Annotated in this window: 18 protein-coding genes and 1 pseudogene; 2 read left to right on the top strand and 17 right to left on the bottom strand. The window is 47.8% G+C overall.

From position 1 onward, the window contains the following. Nucleotides 1-2: 2 nt before the first annotated feature. From LOZ86_RS17395 to LOZ86_RS17410, 4 genes and pseudogenes are all read right to left on the bottom strand, one after another. The gene (locus LOZ86_RS17395) at nt 3-938 is read right to left on the bottom strand and encodes a phosphopantetheine-binding protein (RefSeq protein ID WP_225969798.1); all 936 of its coding nucleotides are present in this window, start codon (nt 936-938) and stop codon (nt 3-5) included. 36 nt (nt 939-974) lie between these two features. Further along, nucleotides 975-4,163 carry a type I polyketide synthase gene (locus LOZ86_RS17400; protein ID WP_230242524.1) on the bottom strand — a complete coding sequence of 1,063 codons (3,189 nt, stop codon included), beginning with the start codon at nt 4,161-4,163 and terminating at the stop codon, nt 975-977. Nucleotides 4,164-4,856: 693 nt separating this feature from the next. After that, nucleotides 4,857-5,051, bottom strand: coding sequence for a type II toxin -antitoxin system TacA 1-like antitoxin (locus LOZ86_RS17405; protein ID WP_039483778.1), 195 nt, complete (start codon nt 5,049-5,051; stop codon nt 4,857-4,859). A gap of 478 nt (nt 5,052-5,529) precedes the next feature. Then, a pseudogene (locus LOZ86_RS17410) lies at nt 5,530-5,661 on the bottom strand (helix-turn-helix domain-containing protein); the annotation flags it as partial. Nucleotides 5,662-5,679: 18 nt separating this feature from the next. Here LOZ86_RS17410 and LOZ86_RS17415 point away from each other — a divergent pair. Both LOZ86_RS17415 and ccdA read left to right on the top strand, forming a co-directional pair. After that, entirely contained in the window at nt 5,680-5,928 is a 249-nt protein-coding gene (locus tag LOZ86_RS17415; RefSeq protein ID WP_039483776.1) for a helix-turn-helix domain-containing protein, read from the top strand. 14 nt (nt 5,929-5,942) lie between these two features. Continuing rightward, entirely contained in the window at nt 5,943-6,161 is a 219-nt protein-coding gene (gene ccdA / locus LOZ86_RS17420; protein ID WP_039483773.1) for a type II toxin-antitoxin system antitoxin CcdA, read from the top strand. Nucleotides 6,162-6,281: 120 nt separating this feature from the next. Here ccdA and LOZ86_RS17425 read toward each other — a convergent pair whose 3' ends face one another. The 13 genes from LOZ86_RS17425 to LOZ86_RS17485 all read right to left on the bottom strand — a co-directional run bounded on the left by LOZ86_RS17425 (nt 6,282) and on the right by LOZ86_RS17485 (nt 20,434). After that, nucleotides 6,282-6,575, bottom strand: coding sequence for a type II toxin-antitoxin system TacA family antitoxin (locus LOZ86_RS17425; RefSeq protein ID WP_039483771.1), 294 nt, complete (start codon nt 6,573-6,575; stop codon nt 6,282-6,284). A 206-nt stretch (nt 6,576-6,781) separates the two neighbouring features. Next, nucleotides 6,782-7,282 (bottom strand): serine acetyltransferase, encoded by a 501-nt coding sequence (locus LOZ86_RS17430; protein ID WP_039461785.1) that lies wholly within the window; start codon nt 7,280-7,282, stop codon nt 6,782-6,784. Between the two features lie 26 nt (nt 7,283-7,308). Beyond that, nucleotides 7,309-8,703 (bottom strand): DUF4832 domain-containing protein, encoded by a 1,395-nt coding sequence (locus LOZ86_RS17435; protein ID WP_039483769.1) that lies wholly within the window; start codon nt 8,701-8,703, stop codon nt 7,309-7,311. 38 nt (nt 8,704-8,741) lie between these two features. Then, a complete protein-coding gene (locus tag LOZ86_RS17440) occupies nt 8,742-9,149 on the bottom strand; it encodes a hypothetical protein (protein ID WP_039483767.1) in 408 nt (135 codons plus the stop codon). Nucleotides 9,150-9,151: 2 nt separating this feature from the next. After that, the gene (locus LOZ86_RS17445) at nt 9,152-10,264 is read right to left on the bottom strand and encodes a glycosyltransferase family 4 protein (RefSeq protein ID WP_039483765.1); all 1,113 of its coding nucleotides are present in this window, start codon (nt 10,262-10,264) and stop codon (nt 9,152-9,154) included. Between the two features lies 1 nt (nt 10,265). Then, on the bottom strand, nt 10,266-11,477 hold the full coding sequence (locus LOZ86_RS17450; protein ID WP_039483939.1) for a glycosyltransferase family 4 protein: 1,212 nt from the start codon (nt 11,475-11,477) through the stop codon (nt 10,266-10,268). Nucleotides 11,478-11,486: 9 nt separating this feature from the next. Continuing rightward, on the bottom strand, nt 11,487-12,476 hold the full coding sequence (locus tag LOZ86_RS17455) for a glycosyltransferase family 2 protein (RefSeq protein ID WP_039513016.1): 990 nt from the start codon (nt 12,474-12,476) through the stop codon (nt 11,487-11,489). Next, a complete protein-coding gene (locus LOZ86_RS17460; RefSeq protein WP_039513017.1) occupies nt 12,469-13,851 on the bottom strand; it encodes a hypothetical protein in 1,383 nt (460 codons plus the stop codon). The genes LOZ86_RS17455 and LOZ86_RS17460 overlap by 8 nt, the downstream gene beginning before the upstream one ends. Continuing rightward, entirely contained in the window at nt 13,848-15,059 is a 1,212-nt protein-coding gene (locus LOZ86_RS17465; RefSeq protein WP_039483759.1) for a lipopolysaccharide biosynthesis protein, read from the bottom strand. Before LOZ86_RS17465 ends, LOZ86_RS17460 begins: the two co-directional genes overlap by 4 nt. A 13-nt stretch (nt 15,060-15,072) precedes the next feature. Further along, nucleotides 15,073-17,205 carry a GumC family protein gene (locus LOZ86_RS17470; RefSeq protein ID WP_039483758.1) on the bottom strand — a complete coding sequence of 711 codons (2,133 nt, stop codon included), beginning with the start codon at nt 17,203-17,205 and terminating at the stop codon, nt 15,073-15,075. Between the two features lie 2 nt (nt 17,206-17,207). After that, complete coding sequence (locus LOZ86_RS17475) at nt 17,208-17,765, bottom strand: polysaccharide biosynthesis/export family protein (protein WP_029368636.1); 558 nt, start codon at nt 17,763-17,765, stop codon at nt 17,208-17,210. 1 nt (nt 17,766) lies between these two features. Further along, a complete protein-coding gene (locus LOZ86_RS17480) occupies nt 17,767-19,053 on the bottom strand; it encodes an outer membrane beta-barrel protein (RefSeq protein WP_039483756.1) in 1,287 nt (428 codons plus the stop codon). Continuing rightward, nucleotides 19,043-20,434 (bottom strand): undecaprenyl-phosphate glucose phosphotransferase, encoded by a 1,392-nt coding sequence (locus LOZ86_RS17485; protein ID WP_039483755.1) that lies wholly within the window; start codon nt 20,432-20,434, stop codon nt 19,043-19,045. Before LOZ86_RS17485 ends, LOZ86_RS17480 begins: the two co-directional genes overlap by 11 nt. Between the last annotated feature and the right edge of the window lie 26 nt (nt 20,435-20,460).

The raw sequence follows: 20,460 nt of genomic DNA on the forward strand, positions 1-20,460 counted from the left end.
AATTAAGCGCGTTTGCTGTTCTGGCTCTGGCGACGCCTTTGAGCTCGTTGGGCAGCATCGGCACGGGCCGTGTCGAAACTTATGTTGCCGGTAATACTGGCAGCCAGTTTGCGGACAGTGGGATATTGAAAAATATCCACCATGGACATAGAGGCGTTGACAGACTGATTCACTTGCCCGGTCATTCTTAAAGCCAGTAATGAATGCCCGCCCAATTCAAAGAAATTGTCGTCAATACCTATTCCATGCAGACCAAGTAATGATTCCCAGACCGCAACAATTTTTTCTTCGGCAGTCGTTTGGGGAGGCTGATATTCGCTCTTCATGTCAGGACGAGGGGCTTTTTGTGCCGATGCATCATCTACAGAACTCGCCGTTTCGTGATGGCTTTCGACCCATTCCCGATAACGCTGTTGAAAGTCAACACTGGAAATGATTCGCTGCCCCTGCAGATCCTGCCAACATTGCCAGAGAAACCGGCGTCCCTGAGCTGGCTGCATTGCATAGCGATTAAGTTCAGAGCCGAATGCTCCCTGACGGAAATGCTCAGGCACGTCTTCGTCATTTCCAAATTCCCATGCTTCCCAATTCAGCAGTGTCCAGCGCGAAGGGTGATGCCGACGAAGCTCGGCAACGGCAGCATCGAGCCAGGCATGCATGGCTCCGTAGATATACATACCGATACCGCCAAGCGCAGATGAAATTGATGAAATGACATGGCAATGCGGTACCTCAAGCGAAGAGGCAACTTCTGCCATGTTGTTCAACCCTTGGCTTTTTGCCGCAAAGCTCAGCTCGCAGAATGGTGCGTCCACATCGCGGATTAGCTGATAATGCATAGATGCATCGATACCAGCTGTATGAATAAGTACGTCCAGACTCCCCATATCCGCTCTGGCTTTCTGGCATGCGGTCATCAACGAGGAGACTGACTGCACATCTGCTTCCCCCAGCGTCAGACGTCCCAGCCACCGTTACATCAATGCATCAATCCGGTCAGCGCGTTGCATACCTGCCTTAACACCCTGCTCTCTTAGGCTCTCGAGCGAGCTACGCTGTAGCAGACAGACATGTGCCTGACTGTTTTCAAGAAAGACCTTGGCATACTGGAGCCCCACCTGCCCACCACCGCCTAGGATGACTACGGAACGGAGCGGTGTTATTTCACCACTGCTTTTTTCCGTTAGCGGTGCAGCGAGAAATCCTTCACCAAACCGATCAGCATCTCGCAGAGCGACCACGACAGGCCACCGGGCAGTCACTTCATGTGCCAGTAGCACCTCATTCTGCCCGTCTGTATCAATCAAACGGGTCGTCAAGGCAGGGTACTCCTGGTTGAGTGACTTGACAGCAGAAGTCAAGGCTGCCAGTGCAGGGCAAGGGGACGCCAGCAAATCGACGGCAGACTGGGTAATGATCCGCAGGCAACGAGCCCCCTGTCCCCGCCAGTTTCTTACCATCTCCAATAAGATCAGCAATGGTTTGAAGGTTTCCCGGCGAAAGGTCTCAGGATGTAATAACAGTAAGATATTGTCAGGAGCCTCCTTCATCATCTTGTGGCAGGACTCTGCCTCAAACGAAATGATGCGCGTTCTGGCACCTTGACGGGTCAGTCGGCTGCATAACATGTCAGCCATTCCGGCTGTAGCAGAGGAACCATCCGTTATGAATAACCATTCACCCGTACTTTCCGTCCCCCTTTCCGGCCAAGTTAGCGGCACCCAGCAGGGCTGATAACTGTTCAGAGTCAGCCGTTCAGTACGCTGTTTTTCAGTCCAGCACTCAGTTAACTCAAAGGGATAGCCGGGTGGCACAGGTATAGCAGGTACTGGCCGACGGTCATGAATGTTCTGCCACTGAATGTTTATCCCCTGCTCCCACAACCGACCAAAAGCTGTCATCAATACCTTATCTGCCTGCTCTGACTCTGCCGGATGCGGTAAGACGTTAATACAGGGATGATGCGTATTCTGAGAAGCCAGTGCTTTCAGCGTATGTCCGGGACCTACTTCAATAAAGCAGACCGCCTTGTCCGTGACAGCAGCCCTCCTGACCGCCGCAGCAAAGGCGACCGGTTCACGCATCTGACGTACCCAGTAATCCGCCTGACTGATGTGTGCAAAGGGTTCAATCTGTCCAGTAAGTGTTGATATCACCGGTATCTGTGTGGCTGAAAAAGATGCGTTCTGAAGAGCCTCACGAAACGCAGGCAAAATCGGCTCAAGTAGTCGGGAGTGAAACGCACGCTTAACTTTTAAAGGTTGACAAAAAACTCCTACCTGCTGAGCACGGGTCATAACCCGGGAGAGTTCATTTTCGCTGCCGGAAACAACACTTAACGTGTCACTGTTGAGCGCGGCAATATCCACTTCTGTCCCGTGCAAAAGTGAGGGCAACAACTCTGCGCCAGCCATGATGCTGCACATAGCGCCAGGCGCTGTCTGTTGGATCAACTGTGCCCTTACAACAACCAAGCTTGCTGCATCCCGAAAGCTCATTGCCTTTGCTGCAACCATTGCCGAATATTCGCCAAGACTGTGGCCCAGCATCAGGTCTGCCCTGATACCGCAATGGCTTAAATATTCAGCCAAAGCAACCTCCAGCGCTAAAAGTCCGGGCTGGGTATGTTCAGGCATATGAATTTCATGCTGCAGTTCGAATAATATCGCGCGATAATCTTTACCCGACAACTGATGCAGAATGGCTAATTTTTCATCTAGCCTCTCGCGAAAGTAAGTCGAAGATTCGTATAACTGTTTCCCCATACCTGCATACTGCGAACCCTGTCCGGTAAACATCATTACGATGGAAGGCATAGTGTCCGGAACAGTAACGCCGCTTCCCGCATTTTTCACACCCGCTTTCAATTCCTCAATGCTGTGTGCAATAACACTCTGACGTACAGGAAAGGCGGTTCTTCCGAATCGGGTCATCGCCGCTGCCTTTTCAATAGCACGGTCATCTCCCTGCCACCCTGCCCAGCGGTTCCGAACCCTGCCCAACGCTTTTTGGCTAGGTGCCGAAAGTAAAAAGAGATGTGGCGAAGAAGATAAAGCAGAGGATGCCGTCAACACAGGTGCCCCACTCAAAATGACATGGGCATTTGTGCCACCAATGCCCAAGGCGCTAATGCAGGCGTAACGAGCATTTTCTGCCAGTACCCGAGGTTCGGTGTTAATAAAGAAAGGCGAGTCTTCTAGCGTAATATGTGGATTAAGATGCTCGAAATTCAGTTGTGGGGGAAGCTGACGATGCTTCAACACAAGGCAAGCTTTAATGATGCCAGCAAGGCCACTTACGGTATCCAAGTGTCCCAGGTTAGCCTTTACAGATTGCAATGCGCAGGTAGGTTCCGCAACTGATTCCGTGGGCCATGCTTCCCGAAGCGCTGCAAATTCAACAGGATCGCCTAATCGGGTACCTGTTCCGTGCGCTTCATATAAAGCAATGTCTTCAGGCGCAATATTGCTTATTTTCATTGCCCGCTGAATAACACGACGCTGACCGGATACAGAGGGTGCGGTAAAGCCTGCTTTATCCGCTCCATCGTTATTCAGTGCACTACTTTCCAGCACACCTAAAATGTTATCGCCATCTTCAAGTGCTTTATGCAGAGGTTTGAGAACCAGAGCGGCAACACCATTCGTGAAGACGGTACCGCTGGCATCACGATCAAAAACACGGATCTTGCCATCTACAGACCGTATTCCACCAGCCAGATAATCGTATCCCTCACAGTGAGGAGCTGCCAGTGACACGGCTCCCACCAGTGCCATCTCGGCCTGTCCTGTTAATAAAGCAACACGGGCCTGATGGAGAGCAGCCAGTCCAGAACTGCATCCACATTGTACGGAAAATGCCGGTCCTGTCGTGCCAAGTTTCCAAGCAATGCGGGTTGCCAGGAAGTCTGGAAGGTTACCCAGTAAGGCCTCATTTTCCGTTCCGGCCTGCAATTCACCTGCCAGATTTTGCAACAGATAATGGTTCTCACTGGCCGAGGCGAATACCGCCGTAACCGGTAACGATTCCCTGTTCATATAGCCAGCATTTTCCATTGCCCACCAGCAATGTTGCAGCAGATGTCGGTGCTGCGGGTCCATTTTGCTGGCTTCATGATAAGAGTAACCAAAGAAGTGATAATCAAAACCTTTCAGATTTTCCACCCCCCCAAGCCTTGACGTATTCATCTCCGGGGCAGGAAGCGTTATGGAAAAAACAGCGTTTATTTACTAACCCCTCCCACAAATCATTATCATTTCTAACCGATGGGAATTCAAATGAACTTCCTATAATAGCGATTTTTTTCATAAAAAAGACAATATCCGTATAAAAACAATTATTAACATAAGTATTTTCAAATAAATAAATTAAAAACCAATTTAAAAAACATAAGAAAAAATAAAGCATTAGCACAAGTTACAGAATTAAATGAAAAGAAATTCTTATGCATATCCATGATTGTGATCTGTGTCACCTCTTCTGTTAGGATGGCTGCTCGTCGCAAATTCTGATGAAAGATAAGAAGAGATCGTGAGGTGAATTTCAGTAGAATGTAAATCAGCGCACTTACTAGAAGCCCCTTCTATAACTGGCGTAACAAGGCTAAAGCGGAGAGAAAACCAGTACCCAGGGAAGAGAAAATAATAGACTAGTGGTCAGCAAAAACGCGCTTTGCAGTGAAAGGCGGTGGCGCTAGGATCACGGTTACGAATCGCATTAACCGAAACGGGATTTGGTGAGCACACAGGCGACTATATCAGCCTTCTCCCGTCACAAATTGTTCCCCAACTGGCAGATAAAGGACTCTTTCTGGCAAGTGAGCGAATTGATTAAGCCCCTCAGGAGTTTTGTAGTGGTTAAATGGTTTTGCAAAGCGCGGCATTTGGTGCAGGAGGCTGATCCAAATGAGCAAGGAATTCCTGATAAGCATCTGGACCTGCCATGATAATCTGCAGATCGATCAACACCACTTCAGTAACGGCTTGTTCATCGGGCTCGGTACGTAAATTTAATGCCACGCGTTTAGCAGAAACGTTTTTTGCTGCCGACATAATGTTATCTCTCGCAGTTCCCTCTGGAGAGTAATTATACAGTTTGCAGATACCATGGGGAATCGAACCCAAGGAACGAACCTGATATTTCTTTATCGCATGTATCCCATCATTCTGATCTATCTATGAAAATACAGGTCAATCTATGGGTCTTGACAACTGGCACGATTAAAATTTATGCTAGATTTCAGTTTAATAGAAAGCTGAATGCTCCCGAGTCCGGGCACCACTAATTCTTAACCCTCGCCTTTGGCGGGGGTTTTTCGTTGCTGGCGTGTGGACTCTCCATCGAACTCCGTTCGATTATTCGCCGCAAGCGGCTCACCCTTTCAGGGCCAGCGCGACAAGCGCGCTGTTCAACGCCTCCGGCGTTTGTCCGAGTCTGGGCACCACTAATTTAAAAAAACCAGCCTAACGGCTGGTTTTTTTAAATTAGTGGTATAGGGTTCTGAACTGGGTTCGGTTCTCTACGAGCGTGCTATCCCGCCTCCCCTTCCCCATGATTCGGGCTCATACTCTGATAGCGTGACGGCCAGATATCCTCCGGCTGCTTTCCCAATGCACAAGCAATTAACCTTTCGCCTTTGGGCTAATGTCTTGTTAAGAAATTATCTATGGGGTTGAATCGATGACTTCTGTTTACTCTGATGAATATCAAATCGTTATCAAGGTATTACGTGAAGCACGCATTGCCAAAGGGATCACGCAGGGAAATCTCGCGCTCGCGCTGGATCGTCCCCAATCGTTTATCGCCAAAGTTGAGAACGGGGAAAGAAGATTAGACATCGTAGAATTCATCCATATCGCCCGTTTACTTTCTCTAGACCCCGCCAGCATTATTGCTAAGATCCCTGCAAAATATAAAGCGCTTGGTTAAAGAGGAGCACGGCAATGAAACACCGCATTAGCATGGCCGTGGACAAAAACGATAATCAGATTCCCAATGCTACCGGGGTACCTATTTCTGGTCTGGTGAATTATGCCATTGACAGAGAAGCCCGCCGTATCAAGGCTGAGGAGTGGAAGAAGGAAAACCGCGAAGGGATCGAAGACGTCGCCCAATTTATCGCGCAGAATGGTTCCTTTGCGGATGAAAACAGGAACTGGTGATCGTGTAATTCATTGTTGATCTGTAATACGCCAGCACATTGACATCATAGTAGTTAGACTCCACGCCACAACAGAATGAGGATAATGCATGTTTGACCTAGATAAGCTCTGAAGTGGAGATCATTTTTTCTGTTCCCACGGAGCGGGCGTTTGCATGGTTTTACGCAATGCAGCATTCGGTGAGGGAACCTGATCCAAGCGGGCGAGGAATTCCTGATAAGCGTCTGGATCTGCCATGATGATGCGCTGATCAATCAACACTTCCTCTGCGGCAGCGCGGGCAGCATCAAGTACAAAATCAGTGAGATTTTTTCCTCTGACCTTCGCTGCACGATCTATCAGATCGCGTTCGTCAGGCTTGATGCGTAAACTCAATGTTTCGCATTTCGCAGAAACGCTGTTCGTCGCTGGCATGATGTTATCCTCTGGCACACGCTTTGTATATTAATCATATAGATAACGTAACGCTAATGTCATTACGACTTATCGATGTCGCAGGAAATTGCGACCGAAGGAACGAACCGAGTATTTCTTTATCGTATGTGGCCCATCATTTTAGTAGACAGCAAGAATGGCAACCCGCTGTCACATGACATTCGCATAGAAATGAGCATACACTCTCAATTCAATTCTCTGGTTCCATACCCCACGACCACTTTTCCGGCAGCAAGGCTTTTTGTTACCACGGTTCCGGCGCCGACTTTTACGTTATCACCTAATGTAATGTCGCCTAGCAGAATGGCATTGGCACCAAGCTCCACCTGATTACCCAGCACAGGGCTTTTGGTGACATGACCTTCACGGTTTATCACGCTACCAATGGTGACTCCCTGCCGTAATGTACAGTTCGCCCCGATGATTACATCGGAATTCACCACAATACAGTGCGGATGATATATTTTCAGCCCAAAACCGATTTGAGTTCTGTGCGGAATTTCCACACAGAACAGCCACTCATTAATCACTTTATTCAGGACAACAAAAGGAACGCTGATAATTTTCAGCAGCGCATTTGATGACTGGTAAATGGTTGAAAGGCGAAACAGCAGTATGACTAGTTTAGCTTTAATACTGCCCGCCGCTTTTATTTCACACCATACATGGCCGATATTTTTCAGCATATGAATATCTATTCTTAATTCCGTGCTCAGCGCACCGTTACCGTGGAAATTCGATACCAACCGTCAGCTTGCTTGCCCTCGTTGGCGAGATTAATTCGCGATACTCCCTTTGCGTCCAGCATCGCCATTTCAATATTATACTGCCCGGCTGGCAGCGCTTCCGGCATCGCCAATTGGTAGACGAAGGTATGCTGTCCTGGCAACCAAGTGCGGATGTCATCAGCCATTTTTCCCATGCTCATTACGGTGTTGGCATCATTCACCACACGATAGGCCACATCATATTTCAGATAAATGGGCGCTACGCCGTCGTTAAACCACTGCTGGTTTAACGTCAGGCTCTGCCCTTGTGCCAGTTCAGACTCATGAGTTAACGAGGCCAGGCGAAAACGATAGCCGAGTTTGGTCAGCGCGTTATCCACAATGTCCCGATATTCCGTCGGCACGCTGCGCGATTTCAGATTAATGGTGCTAGCATGCTGTGCCAGCGCCCAGTCAAAGGCCACCTGCACTTGCGCACGAGTATAGTGCTGCACGCTCTGCCACTCCGACATATGACCACAGATTTCCAAACTCACCGGCGCACGTTGCCACGCAGAGCTAAAATTTGGATAAAGCGCCTCCGCGTTTTGCAGTCGCTGCGGGTAATCATCTTGCATGTGGCTCCATGTGGTCGAAAAATTATGCCAGTCTCCCCAGCAATCCGCGCGCCATCCAGCACCTTGCTTCACTGCGCTGGCCAACGTGTCGCCGCCGTTAATGAGCATAATCTTTGGGCTGTTGGGAAACGCGGCAAAATACATTTCAACGTACTTATCCAACTGGGCTGATGTGTAGCGTTCAATCAGCGGCGTAATGGTCGAGAAATTGGTGTTGTGCCACTCGCCCCATGACCCCACCAACCCAATATCGATATAAGCCAAATTCGAATTACCGTCATAGCGCAGCCCAAAAGCATTAAGCAAACGCTGGCTATATTCGATAAACACCGGGTCGTCCAGATCCGGCACAAAGGTTTTTTTGTCCGGCGTCCATTCGCCCTTGATGCCTTTTTGGATCAGCCAGTCAGGAATCTTCGAACCACTGGCAGGCTCATCAAGCGCCATAAAGCGCAACCCCACGTTCATCGGCGGTTGATGCTGGCTAGCCAGTTCGAAAATAGCGTCCACGGCTTGAAAATTATATTGGCCTTCTGCTGGTTCGAGTTCATTCCAGTACAAACGATCATATTCAATGCCGGTGTCGGGATAATCAGCCAGCGACAACGTTGTACCATTACCCTTGTTAAAGCTGGCGACGCCAGTACCTGGATTCGTTAGCGGGCCAGTTAGCCCTCTGGGGGTGACGGTCGTCATCACGCCATCGGCCACACCCAATACAGAAAATAGCAAACCTCCTACAGCGATAATTTTACAATGCACTTATGACTCCTTATTTCCACATCAGCAGAAACCGGAGGTCAGTGATCCTTCAGGCTGAGCCACCAATCCCAAATTCCTAAGTGGAAATGTGGGAAAATATCAATACCCAAGGCAGACTTAATCATGTAAAGCATCAATAGCGCCGCAAGCATGCAGGAAAAGCCAGTAAACAGGATCAACGCAGTCAGCAGTATGCGAGATAGCGTTGACTCTTTGCGTGGACGCTTGCGGTGATCCAGACCGAACAAAAAAACGAAGTAATAGCGCTTGTTAAAAAAAGGGAAACTCTTACGCACGTCGACCCAATGCATTGAAGATGCCGTAATCGACAACACCGCCTGCTCAACGGCCAGCCGCTGTTCCGAGGTCAGTTCTGTATCGGTTTTTCCATCAAGGGCTTCATAGAAGCGCTCAATGACTAACGGGCGTTTATTCGATTCATTCACTATTAACCTATTGATTTATTTACTGCGGTGTAAACGGCCATCGTTTGTTCTGCGATTTGTTGCCAATTATACCTTTGTAAATATTCAGAGTAATCAACAGATAACGATTTAGAGCGCAGCGTGATTTTTTCGGATAAATCCGCCACATCTCCTACATTGAAATAAGTTTCTGGCGCTAATTTCACCTCCAGATTGGCTGGAATATTGCTGACCACGGCAGGCAATGAGAATGACATGGCCTCCAGCAACGCAATGGGTAACCCTTCATGATATGACGACATCACAAAGAGTTTAGCCTGTGAGAAAACAGTTTGTAGTTCCTGGCCGGTTAAAAATCCGGTCAGAATCACATTCGGGGTTTCATGGGCTAACTGTTTTAATCGCATGCTATACGCAGTGGGGTGATCGGCATCGCCAACCAAAACCAGTGGCATCGAGACACCCGATTGCCGATAGGCCGCGATAAGATCATGCAGGCCTTTTTCTTCCACGAAGCGGCCAACCGCAACCAAATAGTGTTGTGGCTGAAGAGAAAAACGCGCCAATACTTGATTGATAACGTCCGCAGTGAGTCGCTGGGGTAGATTCACACCGTTATAGATAAGATGGGCATCATCGCGTCCATATTTCTGCTTGATCATATTATTAATCACTTCGGAGATCACAATCACTTCATTGGCATATTTCACTGCGACCTTTTCACCCAGCATTAAAATCTTCTTTGCCAGGAATCCCCATTTATGGCGGTCATAGTCTGGGCCATGATGAGTAAAAACCACTTTTTTACCCAGCAAACGTAAAAGCGGCACCACCAGGCCCGGACCAATAGCGTGAACATGCACCACCGTGGACTGATCAAAGCAGGTGATAAATGCCGCCAGCACCGAATGAACAATAGCCTCTAATGAACGCTTTTTCGGCGACAGTAAAGCGCGAGTCATCACGCCTCGATATTGTGATTTTTTATAATTGACATAAGGTGAACGTGCGAGAACACAAATATCCACGTCGAATTGCTGTTTAATCGTCGGATATAAATTTTGGCAATGTGTTTCCACACCACCCAACACGTTTGGAATACCACGTGTTCCCAGAACGGTAATTTTCGTAGTCATATTATTTTTCGATTAATATTTCCCGATAAAGCGCTAATAGAGATTCTGTGTGTTTACGTAATGAATATTTTTCGCGAAGACGTTGGCGCGCATTTAATCCCATTTCTCTGGCTTTTTGCGGATTCAACGTCAGGTCATCCAGCACATCGGCTAATGCCTGCACATTGCCGGGTTCGAATAAAATGCCGTCTATCTTATCGCGAATTTGTTCAGGTATACCGCCAATACGCCCGCCTACCACCGGTTTAGCGAATGCCATCGACTCCAGTACCGACATTGAACAGTTTTCATAGTATTCGGAAGGAACCACCACCGCGCGTGCGTATTTAATCAGCCGGTTAAGTTCTTCGCCCTGCTGTTTATAACCCAGGAATTCCGCATGCGGAAATTGCGCGACCAAATCGTTATACAGCGGCCCGCTGCCCGCAATTTTTAACGGAATTTTATTCCGCATTTTCTGATGCGCCCTGGCAAGCGTAGCAACGCCTTTCTCCCGACTCAGGCGACCAATAAACAGCAAATAACCGTCGTCTTTAACATCCTCCTCCGGCAGGCTGTCATTAATGCCGTTCACAATCACGTCAATACGAACATTCGGCAGCTTGCGCATTAATTGGTTACGCAGAAATTCGCTGGGCGAAACGATCACATCCAGCGCCTGATAGTTTTTGGCAATATTCTGCCAGGCACCTTCTAACGAAAGCAGCAGACTTTTCGATGCAGAACCTTGCTGGCACCGATATTTAAAAGCGTTAAATACCGAACCGGTTAAACAAGCGTCACAGACTTTGCCATCGCGCAGCATGGTGTACGAAGGGCAGATAATCTTGTAGTCATGAGCCGTTAACACGGTTTTACACCCAAATTGACGGGCAATTTTAATCAACGACGGCGTGAGCTGGTGGTAGATATTGTGAAAATGAACAATATCCGGCTTTTCTTTACGCAATAAAACCAGCAATTTCTTACATGCCTCAGCATTATGAATAAAGTTAACCGCGGTTTTAATTGCCCCAATCGCACTGCTGTTTTGATGATAATCCACATTACCGACAAAATAGGGCGCGTAGTCTGACGGGAAGTTATTTTCATGCTGCATAGAGAAAGCGATAACGTCAACGCCAGCCTTTTTCAACATATCAATCTCTTGAAAATAAACCGTTTCAGCGCCGCCCTTAATATAGAAAAATTTATTGACCAATAAAACTTTCATCATACCTGCCTATTCATGAATAACCTTGCTGCTTGGTGGTGTCATAGGGTCGCGCACGGGTCTGGTTAACCCTTTTATCAATCCCGCAGAAAACACAGCCAGGTTCATCACACTCTGCACCCCGTTCAGTAGTGAACGGTTCTTAATCGTTTTTAATGCCACAAAAGCGAGTAACGGCAGCAACGCAGCACCAATAACAGTGGCGTTAAACGTCAATAAACTCATCAACAGCACCAGCAGATAAACCGCAAAAACTGCCTCGTTTTTAACGATATGCAATGCCTCACGGAAATAAGGCATCCCCCATGCGCTGCGTAAAAGCTCGCCCGGTGCCCAGAGAAAACCGTTCCGCCAACGATATTGCAGCATTTTATATGTTGGCATGGTGTACGACGTGTGACGGAAATAAGGCACATTAAGCCGATGTAATTTATAGTGGGCATAGCGCAGACGAATGCCTAATTCAGCCTCTTCATAACCATGCAAGCTGCGGTTGGTGAGATAACCTATTTTTTCAATTGCCGAGCGGCGGTATAAACCCCCACCACCTAAATGACCGCAGTCGCCCAACGGATATATTTTATGAAGGCGCTGTTTACGTGATGTAAACTCATAGTTCGCCGCGCCATCCATCTCTACCGTTCCAGCCACGCCAGCGTAATCAGGGTGTGCGGTTAAAAATGCGATGCCCTGCTCAATAAAGCCATCTTCCAGCTCCATATCGCCGTCCATTAGCAGCAAATAATCCCCCTGACTGTACAGGTAACCAAGCTGATGCCCCACACCGCAGCAGCGTTCGGACGGTTCAGTCAGCGACACCACGGTAATGCCTTTGGCGCTGGCAAGCTGCTGAGTGTTGTCGGTTGATAAGCTATCGGCAACAATGATTTTATGGGGGTAATCCACAATATGGCGACGAATACTGTCGATGGTTTTTTCGATGCATTCCGACTCATTGAATGTCTTAATACTCACTGAAATAAAAGGTTTATCACTCATACAGTTTTCCGATATAACGGCGGACAGAATGGCGAATCACCAGACTTGAGCCCAAAGATAAATAAAATAGGAATTGCAGCATGGGAATAATCATCAGGATCTGGCTATAAGGTAGACTCAACAGACACCCAACCACAAAAACGTTAAAGGCCGGAGAAAAACTCAGCAATTTCAGGTCCTGTTGGTCTAATTTATTACGATCTAGTCCCGGCTTTGGCTGCGTAATGACTAAGATATAAATAATTAACCCGATGAAAAATAGCGTTCCAACCACGCCGACTTCCCATAGCAGCACACTTAATGAGGTTGAATCGATGATCAGGTTATAGATAATATTCAAAAAACCGGGAGAGACAGCGCTGCCGCTATTTGTCGCATTTAATCCATAGCCAAACAACGTACCGGAGATCCCCCACATATCGTGATTTTTCAGCCAGAAAAATAGCGTAGTAAGACGCCCAAGCTCACCGGATTCCATAATGTAGCTGGTATCAAAAATATAATTCAATGAATCCAGAAATACGCTCATCGCGCTTTTCGTCGGGTCGCCACCAAACGCCGAGGAGTAACCCGAGGCCAAAATGGTAATCGCTACGGTAATCAGTAACGCCATGCCAGTGAAAATCAGCAAAATTGCTTTCAGGTTTATGCTATTCATGCCTTTGATGTAGCTCGGCATTAACCAAACCCAGACCAGTAATAACGGTGAAATCAGGATCACAAATTTCACTTCCCCCAGGATACACAAGCTAAATCCCAAAACGATATGCAGCGCCGTGGATTTAAACGACGTCAAACCATGTTTAAATTCCGAGACTTTCAGCAGCATAATCAACAGGCAGAACAACCCCATCGCCGCGGTATTTCCTCCACCCATCGGGTCGCCGCCGAAAGTGCCGACTACCGAGTCCCATTTTTCGTCTTCTCCCCGCAATGCTACCCGCCGCGGCAAAACAAACAACACCTGATAAATCACCACTGGGAACTGCGCGTAGAACACCCAATACAAACTGCGGGTCACGCGATAAATCTGTGATTCGCGGCAAAATCCCAGCAGCAGGCAAAACATCATCAGCGACAATGCAACCTCGTTTTTAAACCCAACGATAGTGACGGTTATTCCGCCCTGTAACAGGGTTGATAATCCCGCCATCGCCAGAAAAGAGAGGTAAAGCGTGAGAACCATCAATTCCTGCGTATCCAAATGCAATCTATCGTAGCGAGTCTGCATAATCAGCAACCCCACCATGTTCAGCGCCAAAATAAATGGTAACCACAGCACCGCCAGAAAACCGGTGAAATACTGCGTCAGTCCGCAGAATACCAGCGTGATAACAACATAAACCTGTAGGTAGAGCCCGGTATTCAAGCTCATGATTCTGTCATCATATTTTTCAGCCCATTAGCACGTTTGTTTACTTTGAGATAAATAAACGCGTAGCGTACAAATGTCAGCACAGAAAAAAGAATCATTGATGTGGCATAGTGATTATAAAAATAAGGCACAATCACAAATGCGATTAATACCACACTCAACTGCTCTAATTGAATACGCAAAAAATAGCGATGAGAGCCAAATATTAGTTCGATCACCGTCAGCGGACACACCGCCAGCGCCGGAAATAAATAAGGCAACATATAGCGAGAGGTTGGAATGGAGTTAATCCATTCCTCGCTAAAAAAAAGATGCATCACCAACGGATAGAAAATAAATACCCCTAGAGTGCAGATCACTCCCGACATCAATAATACCAGTCGGACTTTTTTGAACTCATCATAGTTGAAACGTTTATTTCTGAAATCGGTAGACCAGGTTGAAAAAATAGAATGACGCACTGCATTGCCGATGATCACCACCGGAGACAAACAAAAACGGCTCACCACCGAGAAATACCCCGCTGTCAACGCGGAAAACCAAAAATTAATCAGCATAACCGGCAAATTACTATTAACCATCGCCAGCACTTCGGCGCTGCCAACGCGGGTGAGATGATGAGCATGCTGATGAAAGAAAGCCCTATTACGTTGCGGACTAAAATGTCCAAACGTAATGGTGTGAATATTGAACGAGAACAGAATACATCCGCTAATCAGCACCATCATGGCGCAGGCCCAGGACCAATAAAACGCGGTGGTATGTGAAGTGAACACCAGCGAAAGCACGACCACCACCGAGACGGCGAGTCGCTGAAAGGCCAGAAAACGGTAGTTACCCTCGCGCAGCGACAAATTCTCCGAGATCAGCACCAGCGCATAGGACAGCGTGAGCAGATAGAGAAAGAACACATTTCGCTGAAACAGCCAAGCGGTCAACATCGCATAGGGCACAGCGGTAAGCAGGCTTTGCAGTGTGCTGAACACCACACTTTGCGCCAGTTCACTGTCTTGCTGTTTCGGAATCAGCAGTTGCGATGCAAAGGTACAGACCTGCGCCCCCACCAACACGATGCTGTAACTCAGCGCGTAGATCCCCACCTCGGCCATGTTGTATTTATGCGAAATCAGCCAGATAGACAGCGCGCCAATCAGTTGTGAAACCACCGATGAACCCGCAATGGTAGAAATGCTTTTTAGTAAACTCATCTTTTTCATAAACTCACAGGTGACCAGTACTGTCGATTAGCGCATTCATACGATGGTTCAGGGAACGTATCCCCTCTTTGGTTTCGAGGTTTTTATCCGCAACCCGATTCATTACCGCGCCAATCAGCACCGCGCGGTGGTGTTTAACGTTCTCAATGGCATTAAGCACATCACCCGTACGCCACTCGCCGGCTTTCAGCACAAAAACCACCCCGTCGATTACCCGGCTAATGAGTTGACTATCCTGCGTTTGATTCACTGCTGCCACATCAACGATTATTCTCTGATAGCGTGTTCTCAGCTCTGCCATCAACGTCACGACATGTTCGGACGACAGCATCAGTAAAGAAGACATCAAGGCGTTGCCACGCGGCAGGAAGCTTAAATTTTCACTGATTGTCACCAGTGCGGCATCCAACGGTGACTGCCCTTGCAGCAGTTCCGCCACACCGATAGCGGAAGGGAGCGCCAGGTCTTGCGTCAGCCCGCCGTCGTTAAAGAAATCCAGGTCGATAAGCAACGTTTTTTGGTCAGCGCTGAAAGATGTCGCCAGCAAATGCGCCAGCAACGATCGCCCTTCGCCATGCTCTGCCGAGCTGATGGCAATGGCCTGGCAGGATGGATGCGATAACAAAATGTGGGTTCGCATGCTGTGGACAATATCGACGTACAGCGGCGCTTTGGTTATCAAACGCACAACCTGTGAGCGCTTCACGCCACTGGCGAAGATGCGAATTTCCCCCACCGGCGCCACATTCAGGCGCTTTTTCATCTGGCTGATACTGTTGATTGAATTATCCAGCGCGGCTCTCACGATGAAGTAAACCACCGAGAAAATCAGGGTTAGCATGACAACCATCACCAGCAGCATCACTTTATTGGGTTTCGACGGGTGGTCCGCCGGCACGGCAGGGTCGTAAAGTACCGCGTCCGGCTCTAAATAGTTACCTGCCAGCGTCTGCTCTTTGGTGCGCTGATAGAGCGCCTTATACAGCTCTTTTGTTTTATCCAACGCGGTGATCAGGTTATTGTATTCATCACGTTTAGACGCTAGCGTTTGGAAATCCGCTTTCTGTTTCTCCAGCAGTTGCTGATAATATTTTTCATCCCTCAACGCCGCCTGATACTGCTTATTCAGCCCCGCTTCCAGTTCGAGTAACACGGTGTGGGTCTGCTCTTCAATCGCCTGAACCTGGGCTTCGGCTTCTAAAATTTTGGTATGCTTCAGCCCGTAGCGTTTCCGTAACTCGTATAAAGAACGCCGAGCCTGAATCAGCGCAATGCGCAAATCCTGAATTTGGGCATGATTAGAAATATCAGGCAGAGAAATGATGTTTTCCAGCGACGTACCCACGTTCAAACGCACGCTGTTGTAGTTCGTTTCCGCCCTGATGCGATGTTGGGTGGCATCCGCTAACTTGTTGGTGACGATCCCCAGTTGTTCAGTTTCGAAGCCATCCACGCCGCGGAAAGTCAGCAGCCCTTCTTTCTTCAGAAATTGGTCGATAACGGCCTGTTGCTCGACGACTTGCTGCCACACCTCTTCCATCTGTTTTTGGTTCAATGTTTTGGCTTTCAGTGTCTTGAGGTGCTTTTGCCTGGCCGTATAGTCAATAAATGCCTGCGCCGCACCGTTAGCGATGTCGGCCGCCAGCTCAGGCGACGCCGATTCGTATGAGATAGTGGCGAGATGCGTGGTGCGAACGCCAGTGATAGTGAGGTTTGCCACTATCGAATCCAGTGCGTGATCGACCCGCTGTTGCTCATCGCCACGGTTATCCGCATTTTTGTTTATATCGCCGTTAAACGCTGGATTTTGGTCCAGCTTGATGTCCCGCACGGCTTGTTCCAGCACAATACGCGACTGCATCAATGCATACTGGGTTTCGTAATAGCCGCTACGGGTGGAATCATAACCATCGACCTGCGGCAAAGGCGAAACGTTATCCTGCTGTGCTTTAAGCAGTACCGTTGCGGTCGACACATATTTGGGCGTGATCATGCCAATCAGCGGGTAAGCCACTACCGCCACAATCAGGCCGGCCAGCATGATCTTCCAGCCGTTCTGTTTGATCTCTTGGGCAAATCTGGAGAAATCGATGATGCTTTCCAGTTTTCTGCCATTTTCCACGATAGATAGACTCATGGTCAGAAAAAGCTCATACCAACAATCACGGTATCGCCAGGATGAACCACACGTCTTACATCAACATTTTCAATCAGTTGATTGCTATTCGATAGACGAATACCCACATCCTTGCGGTCTGCGCGATCGGTAAATCCGCCGGCCAGCGCCAACGCTTTTTCAACGGTTAAGCCCGGCTCGTAGGCATACCCGTTCGGTTTCTCCACTTCACCAGTGATATAGAATTTCCGGAACTCGGCGATGCTGACCGTCACCATCGGATTTTGCAGATAGTCGCCGCGTAGGCGATTAGCCAACTCCTCGCCCACCTGCTCTGGTGTTTTCCCTTTCAACACCAGTTGGCCAATGTAGGGGAAGGTAATCGCGCCGCTTTTATCCAGCATGAACTTCATCGTCATCTCCGGCTCGCCGTACACCAGAATATTTACAGCATCGCCTTCATCTAACTGATAACCGGTGGTTTCACTTTCAGGTTTGTCCATTTGCCGCTGGCTCGGCGGGGAGCATCCCGCTAGCCAGACGCTGAGGGACAGAAAAATGCACAGTTTTATTATTTTCACGTTAGATCTGTACCTTAGCCGTAAACATAATCAGAGCGTTATCACGGCCCAGCATTCTGACGACCTGGCGATCGCCGTTAGAGCCAATAAAGAAAGAATCGCTATCTTGATTGGAACGTAGCGTGTTCAGTTGATACTTTAATTCAACGTTAATAGAGGGCCTGAAGTTATAACTCATGGCGAATGTGAACACCCTGTTTCTGTCTTTACGATCTCGCGGGTAATTCTTGTAAACGTCCGTCAGGTATGAATAGTCAAACGTGGTGGAGAAACGATCGACGAGCCAAAAGTGCTGATAAGAGATGCCGTATTTAGAAACCAGGATATAGCCGCCGATTTCTGACGGGTCTTTGATATGCTGCGACGTATGTGCGGTAAAAACGGATTGTTTAAGTGGTTTCCACTCCGTCTGAATATCCCAGTTTATCCCGCTAAAACGCCTGGAATTCGGGTTATTATCGAATGTCTTGTATAGCCAGGACACATTGGCATCAATACCGGTTTTTCCCGTAAGTTGCGATTTAATGCCGAATTCCAGATAGTATTCATCATTATCTTTTTGCGAATCGATTTCATAACGTCGCTGATTACCAATAAAACGGTAGCGAAAGCGCGTTGCCGACGAGTATTGGTCAGATAATTCGGCGATCAAACCGTTCTCGTACCATTCCTGCCCAAGAACATAGTTATAAAAATCAATATCGGTATTTTTAATATCCTCCGTGCGGCCTAACCGCAGTTTTCTAAACAGCAGCGCGACGTCGGCTTTACCGCGCCCTTTCAGCGCGCCATAGCTATAACGCAATTCACTGTTGAAAAGCGCAGTACTCAACGGCGAATGAATACCGAAATCGCTGAACTGTTGTGGTCGAAAACCTTCGGTAATACCGCGCCCACGCACTTCGTGCCCAAGCGCCTCCTCGAGACTGAGCGTTAATCCATGCCTCAACCCGTAGCGCCATGCGCCATTAAAGCGAAAGAAATGGTCGGTGTAATTATCCGCCGGATCGCTGTCGTAACGACGATAATCACCGGAATACATCAACAGATATTGATCCTGATAACGCGCGCCAATGGCCTTAATCATTGGCCTGAGGCTCTGAAAATGAGAACTCACCGCATTCTGATCATCAGCCTGATAGGTCACGTTATTCTCATGCCCATAGTCCAGACCCACCTGGCTTTGAAAATCAATACCGGCGACACCGATATGCGATTTCGGCATCAGGTCGGCCCAAGATGGGAGGGGGATTATCATTCCAGCGGCGATGACCAATTTAGTACGCATTTTCACCGATAAAGCCTTTGAAAATGGTTCTAAAGATAATTTTGATATCCAACCAAAGGGACCAACTCTGAATATAGGCAATATCGTAGTGAACTCGTTTTTCCATTTTATCGAGGGTATCCACTTCGCCGCGATAACCATTAACCTGCGCCAAGCCTGAAATTCCAGGCTTCACTTTATGGCGGATCATGTAATTCTCGACTAGCTGGCGATACTGCTCGTTATGCACGACGGCATGAGGACGCGGGCCAATAATCGACATCGTCCCTTGCAATACATTGAAAAATTGCGGCAGTTCATCCAGCGAAGTCCGGCGTAAAAATGCGCCAAAACGCGTAACACGCGGATCGTTTTTAGTCGCCTGCGTCACGACGCCGGCGTTTTCCATCACGTGCATCGAGCGGAATTTCCACACTTTGATTTTATTGCCGCTCAGGCCATAACGATCCTGCTTGAATAACACCGGCCCCCGTGACGTCAGTTTGATACCAATAGCAATCACCAGCAGCAATGGCGAAATCATCAGCGTAATAACGCCACCAATCACTAAATCCTCAACGCGCTTAATCACCGAGCCAATACCATCAAACGGCGATCTGAAAATACTGATGGTCTGAATGTTATTGATGGAGCGAAACTGCGATACGTATGAGCTGTAGGAATAAAGATCGGGAATGATATAGGTATCTACCGTCGTATCGGACATCATCGACAGAAAATAACGAATGCGTTGTAGCGCAACCATTGGCAGCGCAATATAAATCTCATCCACTCTGCCCGCTTTAGCCTCTTCAACCAGCTTACTCACGTTGCCTTTAAATTGGCTCTTAAACAGATATCCACAACGGGATGGGCTACGATCGTCGTAAAAAGCCAATTCTAACTGCATGTTGGCATACTCTTTAAGCAATGCTTTTTCCGCCGCTAACCCACCGGGTGTTAATCCCACAATAGCAATTCGGATCCGCTTTTTAGTCGTAAATTTAAACGTAATTAAACGCGTGATATAGAGGCTACATAGCGAAAGAATATACCAGTAAAGCGTTGCGGAAAAATATACATTATCGAATTTATGCAATAGACCCAGCGAGTACAGCGTACCGGCATAATTCCTGACTAACTCCACAAAGATGACCGAAAATAATGCGGAACCCCACAGTCTTCGCTGCCCACCAGGCTGCATATTTTTAAGGCCATGGTGATATAGACCAGTATATTCTCCAATAAGTAAAAAAGAGGTTGAGAATAGCAGGCTAATCATAATCACATCATCGAAAGCGCCCATCATAAATAGACTAGCGCTGACTATTAATGTCAAATTGATTGATAAAAAGTCCATCAATTTAATAACAAAAAAATCATTTCCATAGGAAACATTCATCTGATTAGTAGACACTTTTTAATATT

This window comes from Pectobacterium parvum (assembly GCF_020971565.1).
Lineage (GTDB): Bacteria > Pseudomonadota > Gammaproteobacteria > Enterobacterales > Enterobacteriaceae > Pectobacterium > Pectobacterium polare.